Here is a 17,041-nt window from a genome sequence, read left to right as displayed (position 1 = left end):
CCGTGACGTTGTCCGGGCTAGGTGCGCTGGCGGCGCTCCGTGCCCTCTCCCGTTGTCGGGGCCTCGGCTGTTCCCGCGGACTTCGTGATGGTCTCGGAGCGGGGGCCGCCCCGGTCCATGAGGCCTCCGGTGAAGGCGAGGCCCAGGCCTGCCACGGCAAGGGCCGCGCCGACCAGGTTGGGGGAGGCCCAGCCCCAGCCGGCCGAGATGACCAGGCCGCCGAGCCAGGCGCCGCCCGCGTTGGCCAGATTGAAAGCGGAGTGGTTGGAGGCCGCCGCCATGGTCGGAGCGTTCTTCGCCTTGGCCATGAGGAGCATCTGGACGGGCGTGGTGATGAGGGAGCCCATCGCACCGATGAAGGTGATCGTGATCAGGGCGGGCACGGTGCTGTGGACGGTGAAGTAGAACGTCACCAGCGCCGCGGCGAGGAGTGCGAGTCCCCCGTACAGCGTCGGCCGGAGTGCGCGGTCCGTGAGCGGGCCCGCGAGCAGTGTGCCGCCGGTCATACCGACGCCGTAGAGCGCGAGAACCAGTGTGGTCGAAGTGTCCGAGATGCCCGTCAGGTGTGTGAGCATCGGCACCAGATAGCTGTAGACGGCGAAGAACCCGCCGAATCCGACCACTGCCGTGGCCAGACCGATCGCGACCTGACGGTTGCCCATCGCCCGCAGCTCGTGCCGGATGCCGGACAGCTGCCCGCGTGGCTGGTGAGGGACGAAGAGGGCCAGCGCGACCAGGGCTATGAGGCCGATGACGGCAACCGTCCAGTAGGCGGAGCGCCAGCCCAGCTGCTGCCCGAGCGCCGTGCTGGCCGGTACGCCGACGATGTTCGCGACGGTCAGCCCGAGGAACATCTTCGAGACGGCGCGTGCCGCCCGGTCGGGGGCGACGAGCCGTGAGGCGACGACCGCTCCCACGCCGAACAGCGCTCCGTGCGGCAGACCCGACAGGAAGCGCGCGGCGAAGAGAAGGCCGAAGTCGGGGGCGAGCGCGGACGCGGCGTTGCCGATCACGAACAGCCCGGTCAGGAGCAGCAGCAGCCGTTTGTGGGGGACGCGCGCACCGATGCCCGTGAGGACGGGGGCGCCGACGACGACCCCGAGCGCGTAGGCGGAGACGAGATTGCCGGCCTGCGGCACGGAGACCCCGACCCCGTCGGCGATCTGGGGCAGCAAGCCCATGGTGGCGAACTCGGTGGTGCCGATGCCGAACGCGACAACGGCCAGGGCCAGCAGGGCCAGGGGCATGGTGCGGGAGACCTTTCACAGACAGGGTCCGGTGATGGGAGGCGAGGTCGGGCCCGGAAACGTTCCCCGTGCCCGTGGCCCGTCGCGCTGAGCACCATTGCCCGGCAGCCCCAGAACGGGGCAAGCCTATAAGAAGGTGACAGGGCCTCTGACCTAGGCGTTCGGCGCCCTGACAAGCACCTCGCGACCCGCCGTCACGCACTGTCGCCCGCCGTGACAGGACGTATCCCGAGGGAGTCCGCGTACGCCCGGATGCTCCAGCCCGGCGAGAAGCCGCAGCGGTGCTGTTGGCTGTCCGGCAGCTCGTCAAGCAGGGCCACTGTCTCAAAGCGCAATCCGAAGCGTTAACTGGTGCGCTGTGAACAGATGCGGACAATAGGCGACCGAAGCTGTCCGAACGCGACCGGCGTCAGGGCTAGACTGCAGCAACCGAACGGCCCCTGTCCTGCGTGTAGTTGGTAGCTGAGAGCACCTGAGTGGTGAGAGGTGCCGATCGGACAGCGCATGTCCGGGCGCTCATTCATGCCTGAAGACAAGGGAGATTGGTCCCGATGCACCACGAGGACGCAGTGTCCCCGGCCGCGAGCCCGGAGCGGCTGGTCGCTGACCGCTACCGTCTGCTGTCCACCCTCGGCGAGGGCGGCATGGGAACCGTGTGGCGCGCTCGCGACGAGGTGCTGCGCCGCGAGGTCGCCATCAAGGAGGTGCGCGCTCCCTCCGGGCTGTCCGCCGAGAAGATCGAGCGCATGTACACCCGGCTGGAGCGGGAGGCGTGGGCCGCGGCGCGTATCACCGCCCCGAACGTGATCACCGTCCACGACGTGGTCACCGACGGCGACCGCCCGTGGATCGTGATGGAGCTGGTCCGTGGCCGCTCGCTCGCGGAACTGATCTCGACGCAGGGTGCGTTGAGCCCGCAGGAGACCGCGCGGATCGGCGTCCAGGTACTGAGCGCACTGCGCGCCGCACACGCCGCCGATGTGCTGCACCGCGATGTGAAACCGGCCAATGTCCTGCTGGCCGAGGACGACAGGGTGATCCTCACCGACTTCGGTATCGCCATGGTCGTCGGCGACACCGCGCTCACCATGACCGGCGAGGTCGTCGGTTCCCCCGAGTACCTCGCGCCGGAACAGGCCCTGGGCCGCGCCCTCGGTCCCGCCACGGACCTGTGGTCCCTCGGCGTCCTGCTCCATACCGCCGTGCAGGGACGTTCGCCCTTCCGGCAGGACAGCGCCCTGGGGACCCTGCGCGCCGTCGTCGACGACGAGCCGCCGTCCCCGCACCGGGCCGGTCCCTTGACCGCGGTCATCGAGGGTCTCCTGCGAAAGGACCCCGCCGAGCGGGCCTCCGCCGAACAGACGGCACGCGACCTGCGGCTCATAGCGGCCGGCGGGACGCCCGACGCCGACGTCACGGCGACGGAATCCACCCCGACGGTGGCCGTCGCCGCCCAGACCGGCACCGCGCCGACCGGTACCGCCCGGACCGGTACCGCGCCGACCGGTACCGCCCGGACCGGTACCGCGCCGACCGGTACCGCCCAGACCGGTACCGCGCCGACCGGTACCGCCCAGACCGCAGGGGTGAGCCCCGCGGCGCAGCCCTTTTCGGCGGACGTCACCTCGGACGTGACCCTCGACGCGCCCACCGAGGATCCGCGCCTCGCGACGCGGGTTTCGTCCTCGGACCTCACAGCGACGCAAACCGCGGCCACGGAAGCCGCGGCGGCACAGACCGCGGTGACGCACGCCGCGGCAGCACAGACCGCGGCGGCGCAGGCCGCGGCGACCGGAGCCACGTCGGCGGCGACCGTCTCCGCGCAGACCGGGGACGTACACCCCGCGGCGCGGCCCGCCCCCGCGGGGAGCACGTCGGAGACCGTCGTCGACGCGCCCGCCGGACAGGCGCACAGCTCACCGCAGGCCTCGCCCTTCGACGCGACGGCGACGGACACCACCGGCACCACCGGCGCCATGGGCACCTTTGGGCCCGCCCATCCGGCAGCGTCGCCCACACCGCCGCAGACCCCGTCGGCGTACTCGCTCCCGACGGCGAGCGGTCCGGTCACCGCGGAGACACCCGCCACGGACCGGCCGCGGCGCACCCGGCGCACCGGATACCTGCTGGCGGCGCTGGCCACCGTGTCCGCCCTGCTCCTGGGCGGGCTGGGCTACGCCCTGACACATGACGACGAGGACCGGGCGGACGACAAGAGCCCCGGCGCGGAGACGAGTTCCTCCGCACAGCAGGCACAGAACGGTTCCCCCTCCGCGGAAGGGGACGGCTCGGGCGCCGCGGCGCAGCCGCCGGTGACGGTGGCGGTCACGGGGACGAACACCACGTACACGGGAGCCTGCCCGCCACCGCAGGGGGAGGCCCCCGCGTTCACGGCCACCTTCGAAGTGACGGAGCTGCCCGTGCGGTTCACCTACCGATGGGTCTCGGCCGAAGGGAAGGTGGTCGACAAGACGTGGCGGGCGCTGACCTTCTCGGAAGGCGGCCCCCGCACCCACCAGGAGACGATACGTGTGACGACGTACGCGCACGAGGGGACGCTGGCGAGCGCGATGGGCGTGGAGATCAAGTCGTCGCAGCAGACCATCTCCGACACGGTGCCGTTCACGCTGACATGCCAGTGACGGTCCGGGCGGCGGCCGTGCACCCTCGGCGCACCGCCGCCCGCTGACCGGCCCGGTGCGGCCTGATCGCACCCGGGTCGCCTGCTTGTGATGGTCCAGTTGGCCCTCGTGCCGGACCGGCCCGCCCGGTCGGTCCCGCCCGGCACCGGGGCATGTCTGCAAGGAGTTTGAGTGTCGTCGGTCATCGTGGGACGCACGGGTCCCTTCAGCGGTCAGAGCGTGGTGCTGGGCACCGCCGCCCTGCGGTTCGGTCGCAAGAGCGACAACGACGTGATCATCGTCAGCACCAGCGCCTCCCGGTTGCACGCCGAGATCGTCGTGGAGGACGACACGTTCGTCCTGCACGACCGCAACAGCAGGAACGGCACCTACGTCAACGAACAGCGCGTCACCCGGCACCCGCTGGCCCCGGGTGACGTCATCCGGATCGGCGACGAGACCTTCCTGTTCGAGACGCAGGAGGCGCTGGAGACGGTCATGGACCTCTCCCAGCTCGATGTGCCGCGCCCCACGGCCCTGGCGAACCCCAGCGCGCTCCGCGTCACCGTCGCAGGCGGCGGCCCGGTCGGCCTCGCCTTCGCCCTGCTGCTCGAAAACGCCCTGCAGGGACGGGTGTTCATCACCGTCTACGAGGGGCGGTGGGTCAAGAACGGCACGAAGGTGACCTGGAAGGACGAGACGCTGGGCAACGTACGCCGCCAGCAGGTCGTGACCATCCAGAGCCGGCAGTACCTCGCGCTGACCGAGGAGATGCAGTCCGCGCTGTTCGACGAGGGGCAGCACTTCTCCGAGATGTGGCCCGTCGGTCCTGACTCCGTCGAAGGCCGGCCTCCCCGCAACATCCGGATCGCCTACGTCGAGGACCAGCTGCTGGAGCTGGCCAACAGCAAGTCGGCGATCCGGCTCGTCCCCCAGCGCTTCGACCCCTCGGAGCACGAGCACCGGGTCGCCAACGACCATGTCCTGGCGATCTGCGACGGCGGACGGTCCCGTACCCGCGAGCACTACGCCGACCGCTTCGGAGCGGCCGACGCGTCCATCTACTCCCTCGACGGCGAACACCTCCAGGACGTGGTGCTGGGGCTGCGGGTCAAGTCGCCGCTCACGGACCGGATGAGCGTCCTGCTGACCGTGTCGCAGAACAGGTTCCTGCTCAACTCGCTGCGCGGCGAGGGCTTCTTGAACATGAGGCTCACCCGTGAGGAGACCAAGGCCGTGATCGGCATCGATCCCGTCCGTCAGGTCTTCGAGGAGTGCATCGCCGCACGCCCCTGCGTCATGAGCCGCCACGAGGACAACGAGTTCGTCTGTCCCACCCACGGCACCCTCTTCCTGCCCGCCCTGCTGCGCGGCTCGCCCCTGTGGAAGCGGATCCGGGAGGGCCTCAAGCTGTTCGGTGTGGCCGAGGACGACCTCAGCGCCATCACCTCGTTCCGGCTGGACATGGTGCAGCGTCCCAGGTTCACGGCGCAGCTCACCCGTTCCACCGCGACGACCCCGGGAACGTACGGCTTCCTGCTGGGCGATGCCGCCAACGCCATCCACTTCTGGCCGGGGCGCGGTCTCAACAGCGGCCTCGGCTCCGCCGTGTCCCTGGCCCGCTCGCTCAGCCGCACCTGGCAGGGCCGGCCGTTGCGCGACGCCGACTTCATCCGGCACGAGGCCGCGATGTCCATGCTGCAGTACCGGCACAAGAGCCGCGCGTGGAACGCCATGGTCACCACGGACGAGCTGGGTGCCACCCGCGCGATCAAGGACATCATCGCCCGCAGCATGGAGCAGGCCGGGACTCCGGTCGCCGCCGTGGCCCAGGCGGGCGGGCCCGGGGCCGAGGTGGAGCAGCCCGACCTGGAGGCGCTGCTTGAGCGCATGCGCGCCATCCGTGACCGGCTGGAGACCCGCCTTCCGGGCATGCCCTCCGACGAGGAACTGCGCGAACACCTCTCCACGCTCGCGCCGTCGACCCTGCGGACACTCCAGGAGAGCGGTGCGTGGGACACGCTGATCGTCGGCGGAGAGGAGGCCGACATCGACCTCTTCTACCAGGCGGACGCTCCCATCTACGCCCCGCGCCCCGCGGACCCACGGGTGGCGGGACCCGACTCGGGTCCCCAGGGTCCTGTGGCCCTCGACCGGGCCTGACAGGTCCGCCCGGCCGGCAGCGAGGCCTACGACCCGGCTCCAGGAGAACGAGTACCGCTGCGACGTCCCGCGGCGCCGGTGGCCCCTCTGCCCAGCAGGGCGAGGAGCGGTGCCGCGGGCAGGGGGTGGCGGGTGTGGCCGTACGGACCCGTGGTCGTGGTGGCGGTGAGCAGCGAGTTGAGGACGGCCTCCTCGACGGCGTCGAGGACGGCGACGAAGAGGGGGTCCAGCCCGTCGTCCGGCACTACTGCGGGCCCGGCGGGCGTGCCCAGGGGACGGGTGCCGAAGGCGAGGCCGTAGTCGCCGCTGCCGTGTCCGTACGCGGCGCCCACCCTGGCGAGCCCGTAGACGGCGCGCCGGGCGAGGCGGGTCAACTGGCGGGCGTCCAGCGGCGCGTCGGTGGCGACCACGACCATGCAGGAGCCGGCTTCGGGCGTGGGGCTCGTGGTGGAGCCCGGGTCCGTGGTCGGTACGCCGACGTCGGCGGGCGTGACCACACGGCCCGACACCCGTAGCGTGCCGCCGAAGTTGGCCTGGACGAGCACCCCGAGTGTCACGCCCCGGCCGGCCAGCGGTACGCGGCGCGACGAGGTGCCGATGCCGGCCTTGAACCCCAGCGCGGTCATCCCGGTGCCCGCGCCGACGCAGCCCTCGGCGACCGGCCCGCCGCACGCGGCGTCGAGCGCGGCCCGGACGTGTTCCTCGCGGACCGGACGTGAGCGGATGTCCGACAGGAGCCCGTCGTTGCATTCGCCCACGACCGGGTTCAGGCTCCGCGCGGCAGCCCCCTCGGGCCGCTCCAGGACCCAGCCGACCAGGGAGTCCGCGACCCTGAAGGCGGACAGGGTCGAGGTGAGCAGCACCGGTGTCTCCAGCGCGCCGAGTTCGGCGAGTTGTGTGGTGCCGAGCAGCTTGCCGTAGCCGTTGCCCGTGAAGACCCCGGCGGGCAGTGGGCTGCCGGGGCCCACCCCGTCCGGCACGATCGCGGTGACACCGCTGTGCACTCGCGGCGGCCGGACGAGTGTGGTGTGTCCGACGCGGACCCCGGGCACATCGGTCAGGGCGTTGTGCGTTCCCGTGGGCAGGTCACCGATGCAGATCCCCAGCTCACGGGCTCTGCGGGCGGGGACGGGCGGGGGTGGCTCGGGCAGTGACTCGCGCATGCCGGCACGTTATCGGGACGGCGTACGACCCGGACCACTCGGCCTCCCGGACCACTCCGCTTCCCCGGGCGCCCCGGGACCCGCCCGGCGCGGCGCGTGCGGATTTCGCGGACCGGTGCGTCCGAACGCATCCGCAGTCCGGAATCAGAGGTGGGGAGCGCGCCCGACACCCGCCGGACGGAACCGGCGGGACGGGTGCCGACCCGCACCGGGCGCGGGTACCGCATGCCACGCGCGCCCGCGAGCGACCGCCCGACAGGAGAACACGGCACCGATGAAACCGAACAGACCATCCCGCGTCGACGGACTGCGGGAACGCCTGGGCAGCGGGCTCTTCGCCCGGGTGGCAGGACCCGAGGGCCCTCGCAACCGTGCCCGCATCCACGACACGCCGGGCCCGCGCTGGTTCGGGCCCGAGCGCCCTGTCCGCCGGGTGCACGGGGACGCGTCGATGTTCATCGGTGGTCTGTCGGCCCTGCTCCTGCAGTCGCTCCATCCGCTCGCCATGGCCGCGGTCGCCGCCCACTCCGGCTTCCGCGGCGACCCGTGGGGCAGGCTCCAGCGCACCAGTACGTTCCTGGCGACGACGACGTACGGCATCGCCGAGAGCGCACGGCTGGCCTGTGCGCAGGTGCGCTCGGTCCACGAACGGGTGTCCGGGGTGACCGCCGAGGGCATGGCCTACCGTGCGAGCGACCCGCGTCTGCTGGGCTGGGTCCACGTCGCGGAGACCGACAGCTTTCTGCGCGCCCACCAGCTCTACGGGCGCCGCCCGCTGACGGCCGCGGAGTGCGACGGGTACGTCGCGGACATGGCGCGCGTCGCCGCCGCGCTGGGTGTCGTCGATCCGCCGCGCGACCGGGCGGAGCTGGCCGCACGGCTCGACGCCTACCGTCCGGAACTGCGGGCGACCGCACAGGCGCGCGCCGCCGCCCGCTTCCTGTTGCTGAATCCGCCGCTGCCGCTGATCGCCCGGCTCCCTTACGGAGTGCTGGCCGCGAACGCCGTGTCCCTGCTGCCCGCCTGGGCCACCACGGAACTCGGCCTGCCCCGGCTGGCGGTGGCCGAGAACCTGTGCGTACGGCCGCTCGGCTCAGCCATGACGTCGGCCGTGCGGTGGGCCATGACACCGCCGCCGGCCGCTGCCGCGGCTCCGACCAAGACCGCGACCGAGACCGCGCCTGACTGAGGGGACCGATCCGAGATGCCGTGCCGGCGCCGGACCAGGCGCATCCCACGTACCAGGCGCATCCCGCGTACCGGACGCGTCCGGCGTACCGGACGCGGCGCCTGTGCCAGCCGTGCCACGCGCACCGCACACGCCACGCGGACCGCACACGCCACGCGCACGTCACACGCCACGCGCAGCATGTGCGTCCCCTACGACCACCGCTCCGGCCCCTGCCCGAGCGACGCCCACGAAGGACGGTCACCGTGCTGAGGAACCTGCCCGAGCCCCCTGACGAACTCGTCGGACGACGCCGGGAACTGGCGCACGTCGCCGACGCACTGGACCGGCACCGCCTGGTCGTCCTCACAGGCGTGGGCGGTGTGGGCAAGAGCCGGCTCGCGCTGCACGCGGCGCACCAGGTGATGCGTACCGGTACCCGAGGCGTTGCCTGGGCCGACCTGTGGCCGCTGACGAATGCCCGCCTCCTGCTCGCCACGGTCGCCGACGCCCTCGACTTCGCCGACCACGCGACGGCCGAGCCCTTGGACGCGCTGTGCGCATGGCTGGCGGGCAAGGACGTCCTGCTGGTGCTGGACTCGTGCGAGCACCTTTCGGCGGCCTGCCGCGACCTGCTCGCCCGTCTCCTCGACGACTGTCCGGGAGTGACCGTGCTGGCGACCAGCCGGGAGCCGCTGGGGATGGACGGCGAGCACCGCCTCGTCGTGGAGCCGCTGCCACCGGCCTCCGACGCCGTGGAACTGTTCTGCCGTCGTGCGGCTGCGACGGGAACCGGCCGGATGGGCCCGGAGGACGTCCTGATCGCCGCCCGTCTGTGCCGGCGGCTGGAGGGGATCCCGCTCGCGCTGGAGCTGGCGGCCGGCCAGCTGGCCCACCACTCGCTCGAAGAGGTGGAGGGCCTCCTGCGGGCACGCCTGGACCTCTCCGCACAGAACTCGGTCCGCGCGGGTCGCGTCCACTTCCGGCAGCGGACGCTGCGCACCGCGATCGGCTGGAGCCACGAGCTGTGCGAGCCGGCGGAGCGTCTGCTGTGGGCCCGGTTCTCGGTGTTCCGGGACGCCGTGGACGCCGACGCGGTGCGCGCGGTGTGCGCCGACGAAGCCCTGCGCGCCTCGAACGTCGAACGGGCGCTCGCCGGCCTGGAGCGCAAATCCGTCGTGGCCCGCGTGGACGGCCGCTTCCGGATGCTCGACACCCTGCGCGAGTACGGCCGTATGTGGCTCGGAGAACTGGACGAGACCCAAGTGCTGTCCCGGCGCCACGCCGCGTACTTCCTGCGCCGTGCCCGGCGGGCCCACGCCGACTGGCTGGGCCCGAGCCAGATCGACGCGTACCGCTGGATTTCCGCGGCGCACTCCGACCTGTGCGCCGCGCTCGACCACTTCCTCACCGCTCGGCCTCAGCAGGCGCTCGAACTGGCCGGGCTGCTGGGCTTCTTCTGGAGCTGCTGCGGCCACCTGCGGGAAGCCACCGGCTATCTGGAGGAGGCCCTGGCACTGACGGAGGAGCCGGGAGCGGTGCGCACCCGGGCCCTGTGGTCCTTGGGCGTCGTCCGGGTGCTCTGCGGCGAGCACGACGCGGCGCAGCGGCTCGCCCTGGCCTGCCAGCGACAGGCCGCGGCCCAGGAGGAGACCGAAGGCGCGCTGCACGCCGCCTATCTGCAGGGGTTGGTCCATCTGCTGGGGGGCCGGCCGATGGCCGCGCGGTTCATCGTGGACAGGGCCCTGGGCAGCGTGGACGGTGGGCCCTTCGCCTCTGTGGGCCGCGTGCTGTGCCGTCTGGTCCGCGTCTTCGCGCTGACGGGCGAGGGACTGCGCGAGGAGGCCCGCCACGAGGCCGGTGAGCTGCGTAGGGACTGTGTCGTACGCGGCGAGTGGTGGACCCGGTCGTACGCCGAGTACCAGTTGGCGCTGCTCGCGCTGTTCGAGGACCGCGCGGAGGACGCCGCCGGACACGCGGCCGCCATGCTCGACGGCAAGCGCCGCATCGGCGACAGCTTCGGCATCGCCCTCGGCCTGGACCTGCTCGCCTCGGCGCTCGCCGCGCAGGGCGCCGGCGGGCCCGCGGTCGCCGCGTACGGGGCCGGCGAGAACTACTGGGCCGCCGTCGGCCATCCGCAGCGGGGCACTCCGGAACTCGGGCCGGTACGGGACCGGTACGAGTCGACGGCCCGCTCCCTGCTGGGCGACTCCGCGTACGACAAGGCCCTGCTCGTCTCGGTGCTCCGCGACCCCGAGTCGGTGCTCCAGGAGCTCCTGGAACACCGAACCGGCTGAAGGACGGCGGCGACGGCGACGGCGACGGCGACGATGACGGTGACGGCTGTGCGAGGGGCGCCCGCGACGCGGCTACCGGCCGAGGTCCCGGGCCACCTCACGGGCCGCACGGGCGCCCGAGGCCAGTGCGCCCTGTACCGATCCGGTGGCCCGGTGGTCGCCGCACACGTACCGGCCGGGAGCGATGCGGGCGGTACGGCTGAGGGGCTGCGGAGGCGCCATGACGGGCAGCGCGTCGGGCACGGTACGTACGGTGAGCAGATCCCAGCCACCGGTGTCGGCGCCGTACGCGTCGGCCAGTGCCGACCGGACCTCCCGCTCGCGGCCCTCCGTGTCCTGGCCGAGCACCGAGGTCGCGATCAGGGACATGCCCGCGGGCGCGTAGGAGGGGACGACCTCGCTGAGGACACAGGAGTTCAGGAAACGTCTGCGGGTGTCGGTGACCAGGGTGGGCTCGGGGAGCGGGGAACGTGTCGCGGCGTGGTAGTACGTCGTCACCACCCGGTACGCGGGCACGTCGAGGCCCGGCAGCAGACGGGCGGCCGGGCCGGGGCCGGTGGCCACCACCACGGCGCGGGCCGGCAGCTCGGTCCCCGTGGCCAGTTCGACTCCGTCGTCCGTGAGCCGGGCGACCGGGGTGCCGAGACGTACGGTCGCCCGGGGGAGCGCGGCGGACAGCGCGCGCGGGACCGCTCCGATGCCCTCGTCCGGCAGACACAGCGTGCCGCGCAGCATGCTGCGCCAGACGAGGTGGAAGACGCGCTCCGAGGTCTCCAGCTCGTCCTCCAGGAAGATGCCGGAGAGGAAGGGCCGGAAGAAGCGCTCGACGAACTCCTCCGAGAACCCCGCCGCCGCGAGCGCGGTCCGGGTGGTGCGCTCCTCACCGCGTTCACGTTTCAGCAGCCGTACGGGCGCGAGCATGTCCCGGGCCGAAAGGGCGCCCAGCGCGATGAGATCGCGGGTGCCCGCCAGACGGCCGGGACGCAGGTCGCGGAGACTGCGTGTCATGGAGGGCATGTGGGGAGTGCGCGGCCTGCGGGTCGGGTCGCTGAAGCGCCGCGGCCCGTCCTCGGTGTGCACGAGAACACCGGGGGTGACGGGCCTCAACCGCAGTTCGCGCAGCGGCAGCCGGCGGCGGACCTGCGGGTAGGCGGTGTTGAAGACCTGGAAGCCGCGGTCGACGACGAAGCCTTCGTGACGGTCCGAGCGCATGCGCCCGCCCACCTCGTCGGACGCCTCCAGGACCTTGACGTCGAGACCGACATCCACCAGGTCGCGGGCGCAGGCCAGACCGGCGGGACCCCCGCCGACCACCAGGACATCCGGTTCTCCGCGAGTAGCGGCCATGGGCACTCTCCTTGTTCGGCATGCGACGTTCGACCGGCGGCGTGCGGCGTGCGACGTGCGACGTGCGACGTGCGACGTCCGGCGTCCGGCGTCCGGCGTCCGGCGTCCGGCGTTCGGCGTGTCGCGTGGAATCCGCCGACGTGGCCGCTGTCGGCACCCCGACTCCGCGTACCCGCGCACGCACGTTCCACAACCGATCTTCCAGCCGCGGCACGCGGACGGATGCGGGACGCGCTGAGACGCATGCCCACCCGCAGGTCGCCTTCGAGCAGGGGCCGATGACGCGATGACGCGATGACCTGGTGCGCCTGGTGCGCCTGGTGCGCCTGGTGCGCCTGGTGCGTCTGGAGAGTTTGGGGTGTCTGGGGTGTCTGGGGTGTCTGGAGCGATCTGCACCCGGATCGCCCGTACGGGGCCCGTATGGGAACGGGTCCGCCGCGGTAGGCATGCTGCGTGCAGACCTTTCTTCCGTATTCCGACTTCACGCGGTCCGCCGCGGTCCTGGACCAGGCGCGGCTGGGCAAGCAGCGGGTCGAGGCCCTTCAGGTGCTGCGCGGCCTGACCGTGCCCGGCTACGGATGGCGGCACCATCCCGCGGTACGTATGTGGATCGGTTACGAGGAGGCCCTGGTCCGTTACGGCCTGGACGTGTGTGCCATGTGGGTGGCGGAGGGGCGTGCCGACACCTGTGCCACCACACTCGTCACCGACTTCGCCCTGCACCGTCCCGGGGCCGTTGTCCGGGTCCAGGGGGATCTCGCCGAGGACGGGGAGCTGCCGCCCTGGCTGGGAGACCCCGCCTTCCACCGCAGCCACCAGTCGGCGCTGGTGCGCAAGGCACCCGAGGTCTACACGCCGTTCTTCCCGGACGTACCCGACGACCTGCCCTACCTCTGGCCCGCCTCCGACCGCTTCACGTCACTGGGCGAGCCGTAGGCGTCAGTGCGGTGTGCCGGCGCGCAGGCCGTCGATGATGACGGTGAGCATCCGCCGACTGCGATCCGGGCACGAGGGTCCACCGTCGCCCCTCCAGAGGGAGGACCCCAGCAGCAGGACCTCCTCCGCTTCGGCGTCCGGACGCACCTGCCGCGCCTCCTTGCCCGCGTTGAGCAGCAGGTCCAGGGCGGCGACGATCGGCGGGTGGTGCCGGCCGGCACGGGTGGCGGCCGCCACGGCCTGGGACGCTCCACCGGTGAGCCGCCCTTCAGCGGCGAGGCGCTCCAACCAGCGGCGCAGGGCGTCCAGCGGCTCGTGCTCGTGCAGCAGGAGCGGGGCGGCGGCGGCGAGCACCGCGAGCTCGTCGCGGTAGACGGCCAGCAGCAGGGCCTCGCGGTCGGGGAAGTGGCGGTACATCGTTCCCTGGCCGACGCAGGCCGCCCTCGCGATCGCCTGGAGGCTCGCCGAGGGGGCGTCGGCGAAGGCGGCGTGCGCGGCCTCGATGATGCGGGCGCGATTCTCCAGGGCGTCCGATCGCGGCGCACGACGAGGGGTTCGCATCATCCGACGCCTCCCGTTCCGGTCTACGGCGTGCTCCGCGGCATGCGCCGCCGACAGCGCATTCTTATGCACTTGTTGGTCGTATGACAAGTTTCTTGTAGAGTCCGTCTCATGACCACCGCCCGCCGCACGCAGAAGCAGCGCCGTGAAGAGGCCGAAACCGCACTGCTCACGGCTGCCGCCGAGTTGGTCGACGAACAGGGCGTGCGCGCGCTGACACTGGCGGGCGTGGGGGAGCGCGCCGGTTACAGCCGCGGACTCGTGACCCACCACTTCGGGTCGAAGCAGGCGCTCGTCGAACGCCTGGCACGCTCGGCGCAGGCCGGATTCGTGCCAGGACTGGACGGCCTGCCACCCGGACTGGACCGTCTCCTGCGACTCATCGACGGATACATCGGCGGACTCGGCCGCATGGGTGTACTGAACAGGGTCTTTCTCCAACTCTGGACCGAGGCCGCGACGACGGCGGAACTGGCTCCGCTCTTCCGTGAGCGGAACAAGGCGTTCCACGCGGACCTGTACGAGGACATCGCGGCCGGGATCGCCGAGGGCACGATTCGCCCCGAAGTCGCACCCGACGAGACCGCGATCGCCATCGTCGCGCAGCTCCGGGGCATCGGTATGCAACGGCTGATCGATCCCGAAGGCGTCGACACGGAACGCCTACGGCCTCAGGTCACGGGCCTCTGGCGCCGGGCGCTGGAAGAGGACTGAAGGGGAACAGGCCTGACCCGGGTCGGGCCTGACCCGGAACAGGCCCGACCGGGTGCCGGTGGCTAGCGACTCGTCACCCGTCCTTGTTGCCGAACGCCTCGACTCGGCAACGCTGCTGCAGTTCGGGCAGGTTGGGCACGTCGACCTCGCCCGAGGGCCAGCTTGCTGATGCACGCCTTGGCGGCCTCGGGGAAGGCGGCGTGGGACTCGTCGGGGACGTTTCTGCCGTCCTTGACCACGCTCTGGTCGGGCACCCCGTGCTCATGAACGCAGGCCGACCAGACGTTGAAGAGGCGCCTCTTCTCCTCTTCGCTCGTGTCCAGGCGCAGTTGGGGGCGTCCGGCGTCTTGGTACGGGGTCTGTTTCGCCTGCGGCTCATCGGACGGAGCGGTGACCGTGTCGGGCACGGACGCCACGTTCGTACCGGCGTCGGCTGGGGTTTTGCCCGCACGCGGTGAGGGTGGCAAGCGCGAGGACCGCCGTGACCGGTACGAGGAGGGTCGGCAGCCGCCGGATCCGGGGCAGCTGGAGCTGGGGGCGGGTGGGGGACCGGAGGCGGTGATGGTTCATGTCTCCTGGTTTCTCTGCGAGGGCAGGGGGTTGGGGGGACCGGGGGCGAGCGCGCTTCGACAGGTCGCGCGGCGGCAACCTGACGCTCGACGTGTGACCTGACATGACCGGCAGCGTCTCGACCGCGCGGCGAACGCCGTCGCGACATGCCTGACCGGCGCGGGTGTGCCCTTCGAGCGATCGGCGTCCCCCTCGGGCCGCCCGGTCATCGCGTTGCTGCAGGACGTCTCCCTCCAGGAGCAGATGCGGGGCACGGATCAGCAGCAGTACCGCGCCAAGCGCGCCGACGACTGCGGACTGCTCGAACTGAACATTCCGACCGCCGGTGAAGACCACGCACTCACCGCCCTCAACGACGCCGTCGACGCGTGTCTGCGCCGCCAGAAGCTGCCCGAGGTGGAACTCGGGCCGGACATCATGTCCGGCACCGCGGCGGCGCGGGGCGACGTCCCGCTCTCCGCGCGGAACTGCGTCGACACCGGCCGCCGCGAACAGCTCGCGCCCTACGTCGCCCCCTCGGCGCTGCTCTACGTCAGCGACACCTCCGGTTCGTCCGCCGCGCCCTTCGACCTGTCGCCGGCCAACGCCCCGCGGACGCTCGTCGTCACCGCGGTGGTCCTGCTGCTCGGCGCGTTCGTCACCGTCGTGACCGGCGTCCATCTGGTCCGCCCGCTGCGAGCCCTGACCAGGGCGGCGCAGGGCCGCGACGAAGACCTCCCCCGGTGCCGGTCGCCCGGTACGACGAGATCGGCCGGCTCACGGCGGCGTTCAACGAACTGTCCGAGCACCGGGCGCGTACCGAACGGCAACGCAAGGTCATGGTCAGCGACATCGCCCACGAACTGCGCACTCCGCTGGGCACCATCCGCAGCGCCCTGGAGGCGACTCAGGACGGCGTCATCGAGGCGGACGAGCACTTGACGGTCTCTCTTCTGGAAGAGGTCCTGCTGCTCCAGCACGTCATCGACGACCTGCAGGACCTCGCCGCCGCCGACGCGGGCACCCTGCGCCTGTACGCGGAACAGATCCTGGCCGAGGGCGTGCTGCGGCATGTGGCGGCCGCCCACCGGGCTTCGGCGGAGAAGGCGGGGGTCACGCTGCTGGTGGACAGCGCGGGCCGGCTGGACCTGTGGGCCGATCCGTTGAGGCTGCGTCAGATCGTCGGCAACCTCGTCTCCAACGCCGTCCGCCACACACCGCCCGGCGGCCGGGTCACCCTCCACGCGCGCGAGGACGATGCCGCGGCCGTCATCGAGGTGACCGACACCGGCACCGGTATCGCGGAGGAGGAAGCCTCACCAGCCAGGAGCGGCTGAGCGCTCGTCACTCCGCACGCGCGAGGCGACCTTCACTCGGGCGAGAGGACTTTTTTACGTACGCGAGAGCACCTTTACGTGCGTGAGAGGACGCAGAACTCATGGCCCTCCGGGTCGGCCAGACACGTCCACGGGACGTCCCCCTGGCCGACGTCGAGGTCGGTGGCACCGAGGGCCCGCAGCCGGTCCACCTCCGCCGCCTTGTCGTCACCGGGGCCCGGCACCAGATCGAGATGGACGCGGTCCGGCACCGTCTTCACGTCGGGCGAGCGGAGGAACTCAAGATACGGACCGACACCTTTAGCCGAGCGCCACACCGCCTGGTCGTCGGTCACCTCGTGCAGGGTCCAGTCCATCGCGCCGTCCCAGAACCGCGCCATGGCCCGCGGATCCGCGCAGTCGACCACCACCGCGGCGATCGGCCCGGTGTCCCGGTAGATCTCCCGAGGCTCCAGCACACAGAACTCGTTGCCCTCCGGGTCGGCGAGGACCGTCCACGGCACAGCGCCCTGGCCCACGTCGGCGGGTGTCGCGCCGAGAGCTCTGAGGCGTGCGACCAGCTCCGCCTGATGGGCCTCGGAGGTGGTGGCGAGATCGAGATGCACACGGTTCTTCGTCGGCGTCTTCGGTTCCGGGACGGCGATGACGTCGACGCAGACGGTGCTCGGGTCCAGCCAGTCGAAGCCGGCGGGTTGAGCGGCGGTGGCGCCGGATCCCTCGCCGGTGACCCGCCAGCCGAGAGCCTCGGCCCAGAACCGGCCGACCGCCGCGTCGTCAACGGCCTTGATGTTCACCAGAACAGGTCGAAGGGTCATGCGGGCGATCCTATGCACCCGCCCTGCGACGCCCCCGGGGCGCTCGCCATGCTGGGAGGAACGGGGCGGGCTCGGCGTCGTGGCGGCGGGAACGTACGGCGGGCCGGCGGGCTGCGCCGGGTC

The 17,041-nt window shown here is 72.1% G+C and carries 14 protein-coding genes; 8 read left to right on the top strand and 6 right to left on the bottom strand.

Annotated features, from left to right (window positions below; translation table 11 throughout):
- Positions 1 to 17: 17 nt before the first annotated feature.
- Both ACH4DZ_RS01045 and ACH4DZ_RS01040 read right to left on the bottom strand, forming a co-directional pair.
- Complete coding sequence (locus tag ACH4DZ_RS01045; protein WP_398284760.1) at positions 18 to 1,247, bottom strand: MFS transporter; 1,230 nt, start codon at positions 1,245 to 1,247, stop codon at positions 18 to 20.
- A gap of 194 nt (positions 1,248 to 1,441) precedes the next feature.
- The gene (locus tag ACH4DZ_RS01040) at positions 1,442 to 1,567 is read right to left on the bottom strand and encodes a hypothetical protein (protein WP_398284759.1); all 126 of its coding nucleotides are present in this window, start codon (positions 1,565 to 1,567) and stop codon (positions 1,442 to 1,444) included.
- Between the two features lie 231 nt (positions 1,568 to 1,798).
- Between ACH4DZ_RS01040 and ACH4DZ_RS01035 the strand changes: the two genes are divergently transcribed.
- Together ACH4DZ_RS01035 and ACH4DZ_RS01030 are read left to right on the top strand one after the other, a co-directional pair.
- Positions 1,799 to 3,889: a serine/threonine-protein kinase gene (locus ACH4DZ_RS01035; RefSeq protein WP_398284758.1), complete on the top strand. Its 2,091-nt coding sequence runs from the start codon at positions 1,799 to 1,801 to the stop codon at positions 3,887 to 3,889.
- Positions 3,890 to 4,060: 171 nt separating this feature from the next.
- On the top strand, positions 4,061 to 6,031 hold the full coding sequence (locus ACH4DZ_RS01030) for an FHA domain-containing protein (protein WP_398284757.1): 1,971 nt from the start codon (positions 4,061 to 4,063) through the stop codon (positions 6,029 to 6,031).
- Positions 6,032 to 6,057: 26 nt separating this feature from the next.
- Here ACH4DZ_RS01030 and ACH4DZ_RS01025 read toward each other — a convergent pair whose 3' ends face one another.
- Positions 6,058 to 7,194: a P1 family peptidase gene (locus ACH4DZ_RS01025; protein WP_398284756.1), complete on the bottom strand. Its 1,137-nt coding sequence runs from the start codon at positions 7,192 to 7,194 to the stop codon at positions 6,058 to 6,060.
- Positions 7,195 to 7,468: 274 nt separating this feature from the next.
- On the opposite strand from ACH4DZ_RS01025, the gene ACH4DZ_RS01020 reads away from it, so the two are divergent.
- Both ACH4DZ_RS01020 and ACH4DZ_RS01015 read left to right on the top strand, forming a co-directional pair.
- Positions 7,469 to 8,383 carry an oxygenase MpaB family protein gene (locus ACH4DZ_RS01020; protein ID WP_398284755.1) on the top strand — a complete coding sequence of 305 codons (915 nt, stop codon included), beginning with the start codon at positions 7,469 to 7,471 and terminating at the stop codon, positions 8,381 to 8,383.
- Between the two features lie 245 nt (positions 8,384 to 8,628).
- A complete protein-coding gene (locus tag ACH4DZ_RS01015) occupies positions 8,629 to 10,659 on the top strand; it encodes an ATP-binding protein (RefSeq protein ID WP_398284754.1) in 2,031 nt (676 codons plus the stop codon).
- A gap of 72 nt (positions 10,660 to 10,731) precedes the next feature.
- Here the strand turns inward: ACH4DZ_RS01015 and ACH4DZ_RS01010 are convergent, their stop codons facing one another.
- Positions 10,732 to 12,006 carry an NAD(P)/FAD-dependent oxidoreductase gene (locus ACH4DZ_RS01010; protein WP_398284753.1) on the bottom strand — a complete coding sequence of 425 codons (1,275 nt, stop codon included), beginning with the start codon at positions 12,004 to 12,006 and terminating at the stop codon, positions 10,732 to 10,734.
- A gap of 453 nt (positions 12,007 to 12,459) precedes the next feature.
- On the opposite strand from ACH4DZ_RS01010, the gene ACH4DZ_RS01005 reads away from it, so the two are divergent.
- Positions 12,460 to 12,942 carry an MSMEG_6728 family protein gene (locus ACH4DZ_RS01005; protein ID WP_398284752.1) on the top strand — a complete coding sequence of 161 codons (483 nt, stop codon included), beginning with the start codon at positions 12,460 to 12,462 and terminating at the stop codon, positions 12,940 to 12,942.
- 3 nt (positions 12,943 to 12,945) lie between these two features.
- Here the strand turns inward: ACH4DZ_RS01005 and ACH4DZ_RS01000 are convergent, their stop codons facing one another.
- Positions 12,946 to 13,506, bottom strand: coding sequence for a TetR/AcrR family transcriptional regulator (locus ACH4DZ_RS01000; protein ID WP_398284751.1), 561 nt, complete (start codon positions 13,504 to 13,506; stop codon positions 12,946 to 12,948).
- A gap of 108 nt (positions 13,507 to 13,614) precedes the next feature.
- Between ACH4DZ_RS01000 and ACH4DZ_RS00995 the strand changes: the two genes are divergently transcribed.
- From ACH4DZ_RS00995 to ACH4DZ_RS00985, 3 genes are all read left to right on the top strand, one after another.
- On the top strand, positions 13,615 to 14,217 hold the full coding sequence (locus tag ACH4DZ_RS00995; RefSeq protein ID WP_398284750.1) for a TetR/AcrR family transcriptional regulator: 603 nt from the start codon (positions 13,615 to 13,617) through the stop codon (positions 14,215 to 14,217).
- A 735-nt stretch (positions 14,218 to 14,952) separates the two neighbouring features.
- Positions 14,953 to 15,708 carry a hypothetical protein gene (locus ACH4DZ_RS00990; protein ID WP_398284749.1) on the top strand — a complete coding sequence of 252 codons (756 nt, stop codon included), beginning with the start codon at positions 14,953 to 14,955 and terminating at the stop codon, positions 15,706 to 15,708.
- A complete protein-coding gene (locus ACH4DZ_RS00985; RefSeq protein ID WP_398284748.1) occupies positions 15,606 to 16,103 on the top strand; it encodes a sensor histidine kinase in 498 nt (165 codons plus the stop codon). The genes ACH4DZ_RS00990 and ACH4DZ_RS00985 overlap by 103 nt, the downstream gene beginning before the upstream one ends.
- Before the next feature lie 74 nt (positions 16,104 to 16,177).
- On the opposite strand, the gene ACH4DZ_RS00980 is transcribed toward ACH4DZ_RS00985, so the two are convergent.
- Positions 16,178 to 16,918, bottom strand: coding sequence for a VOC family protein (locus ACH4DZ_RS00980; RefSeq protein WP_398284747.1), 741 nt, complete (start codon positions 16,916 to 16,918; stop codon positions 16,178 to 16,180).
- Between the last annotated feature and the right edge of the window lie 123 nt (positions 16,919 to 17,041).

This window comes from Streptomyces sp. NPDC017991 (genome assembly GCF_044328075.1).
Lineage (GTDB): Bacteria > Actinomycetota > Actinomycetes > Streptomycetales > Streptomycetaceae > Streptomyces.
Note: the sequence above shows the minus strand (reverse complement) of the source record. Positions and strands in the feature narration are given on the sequence as shown.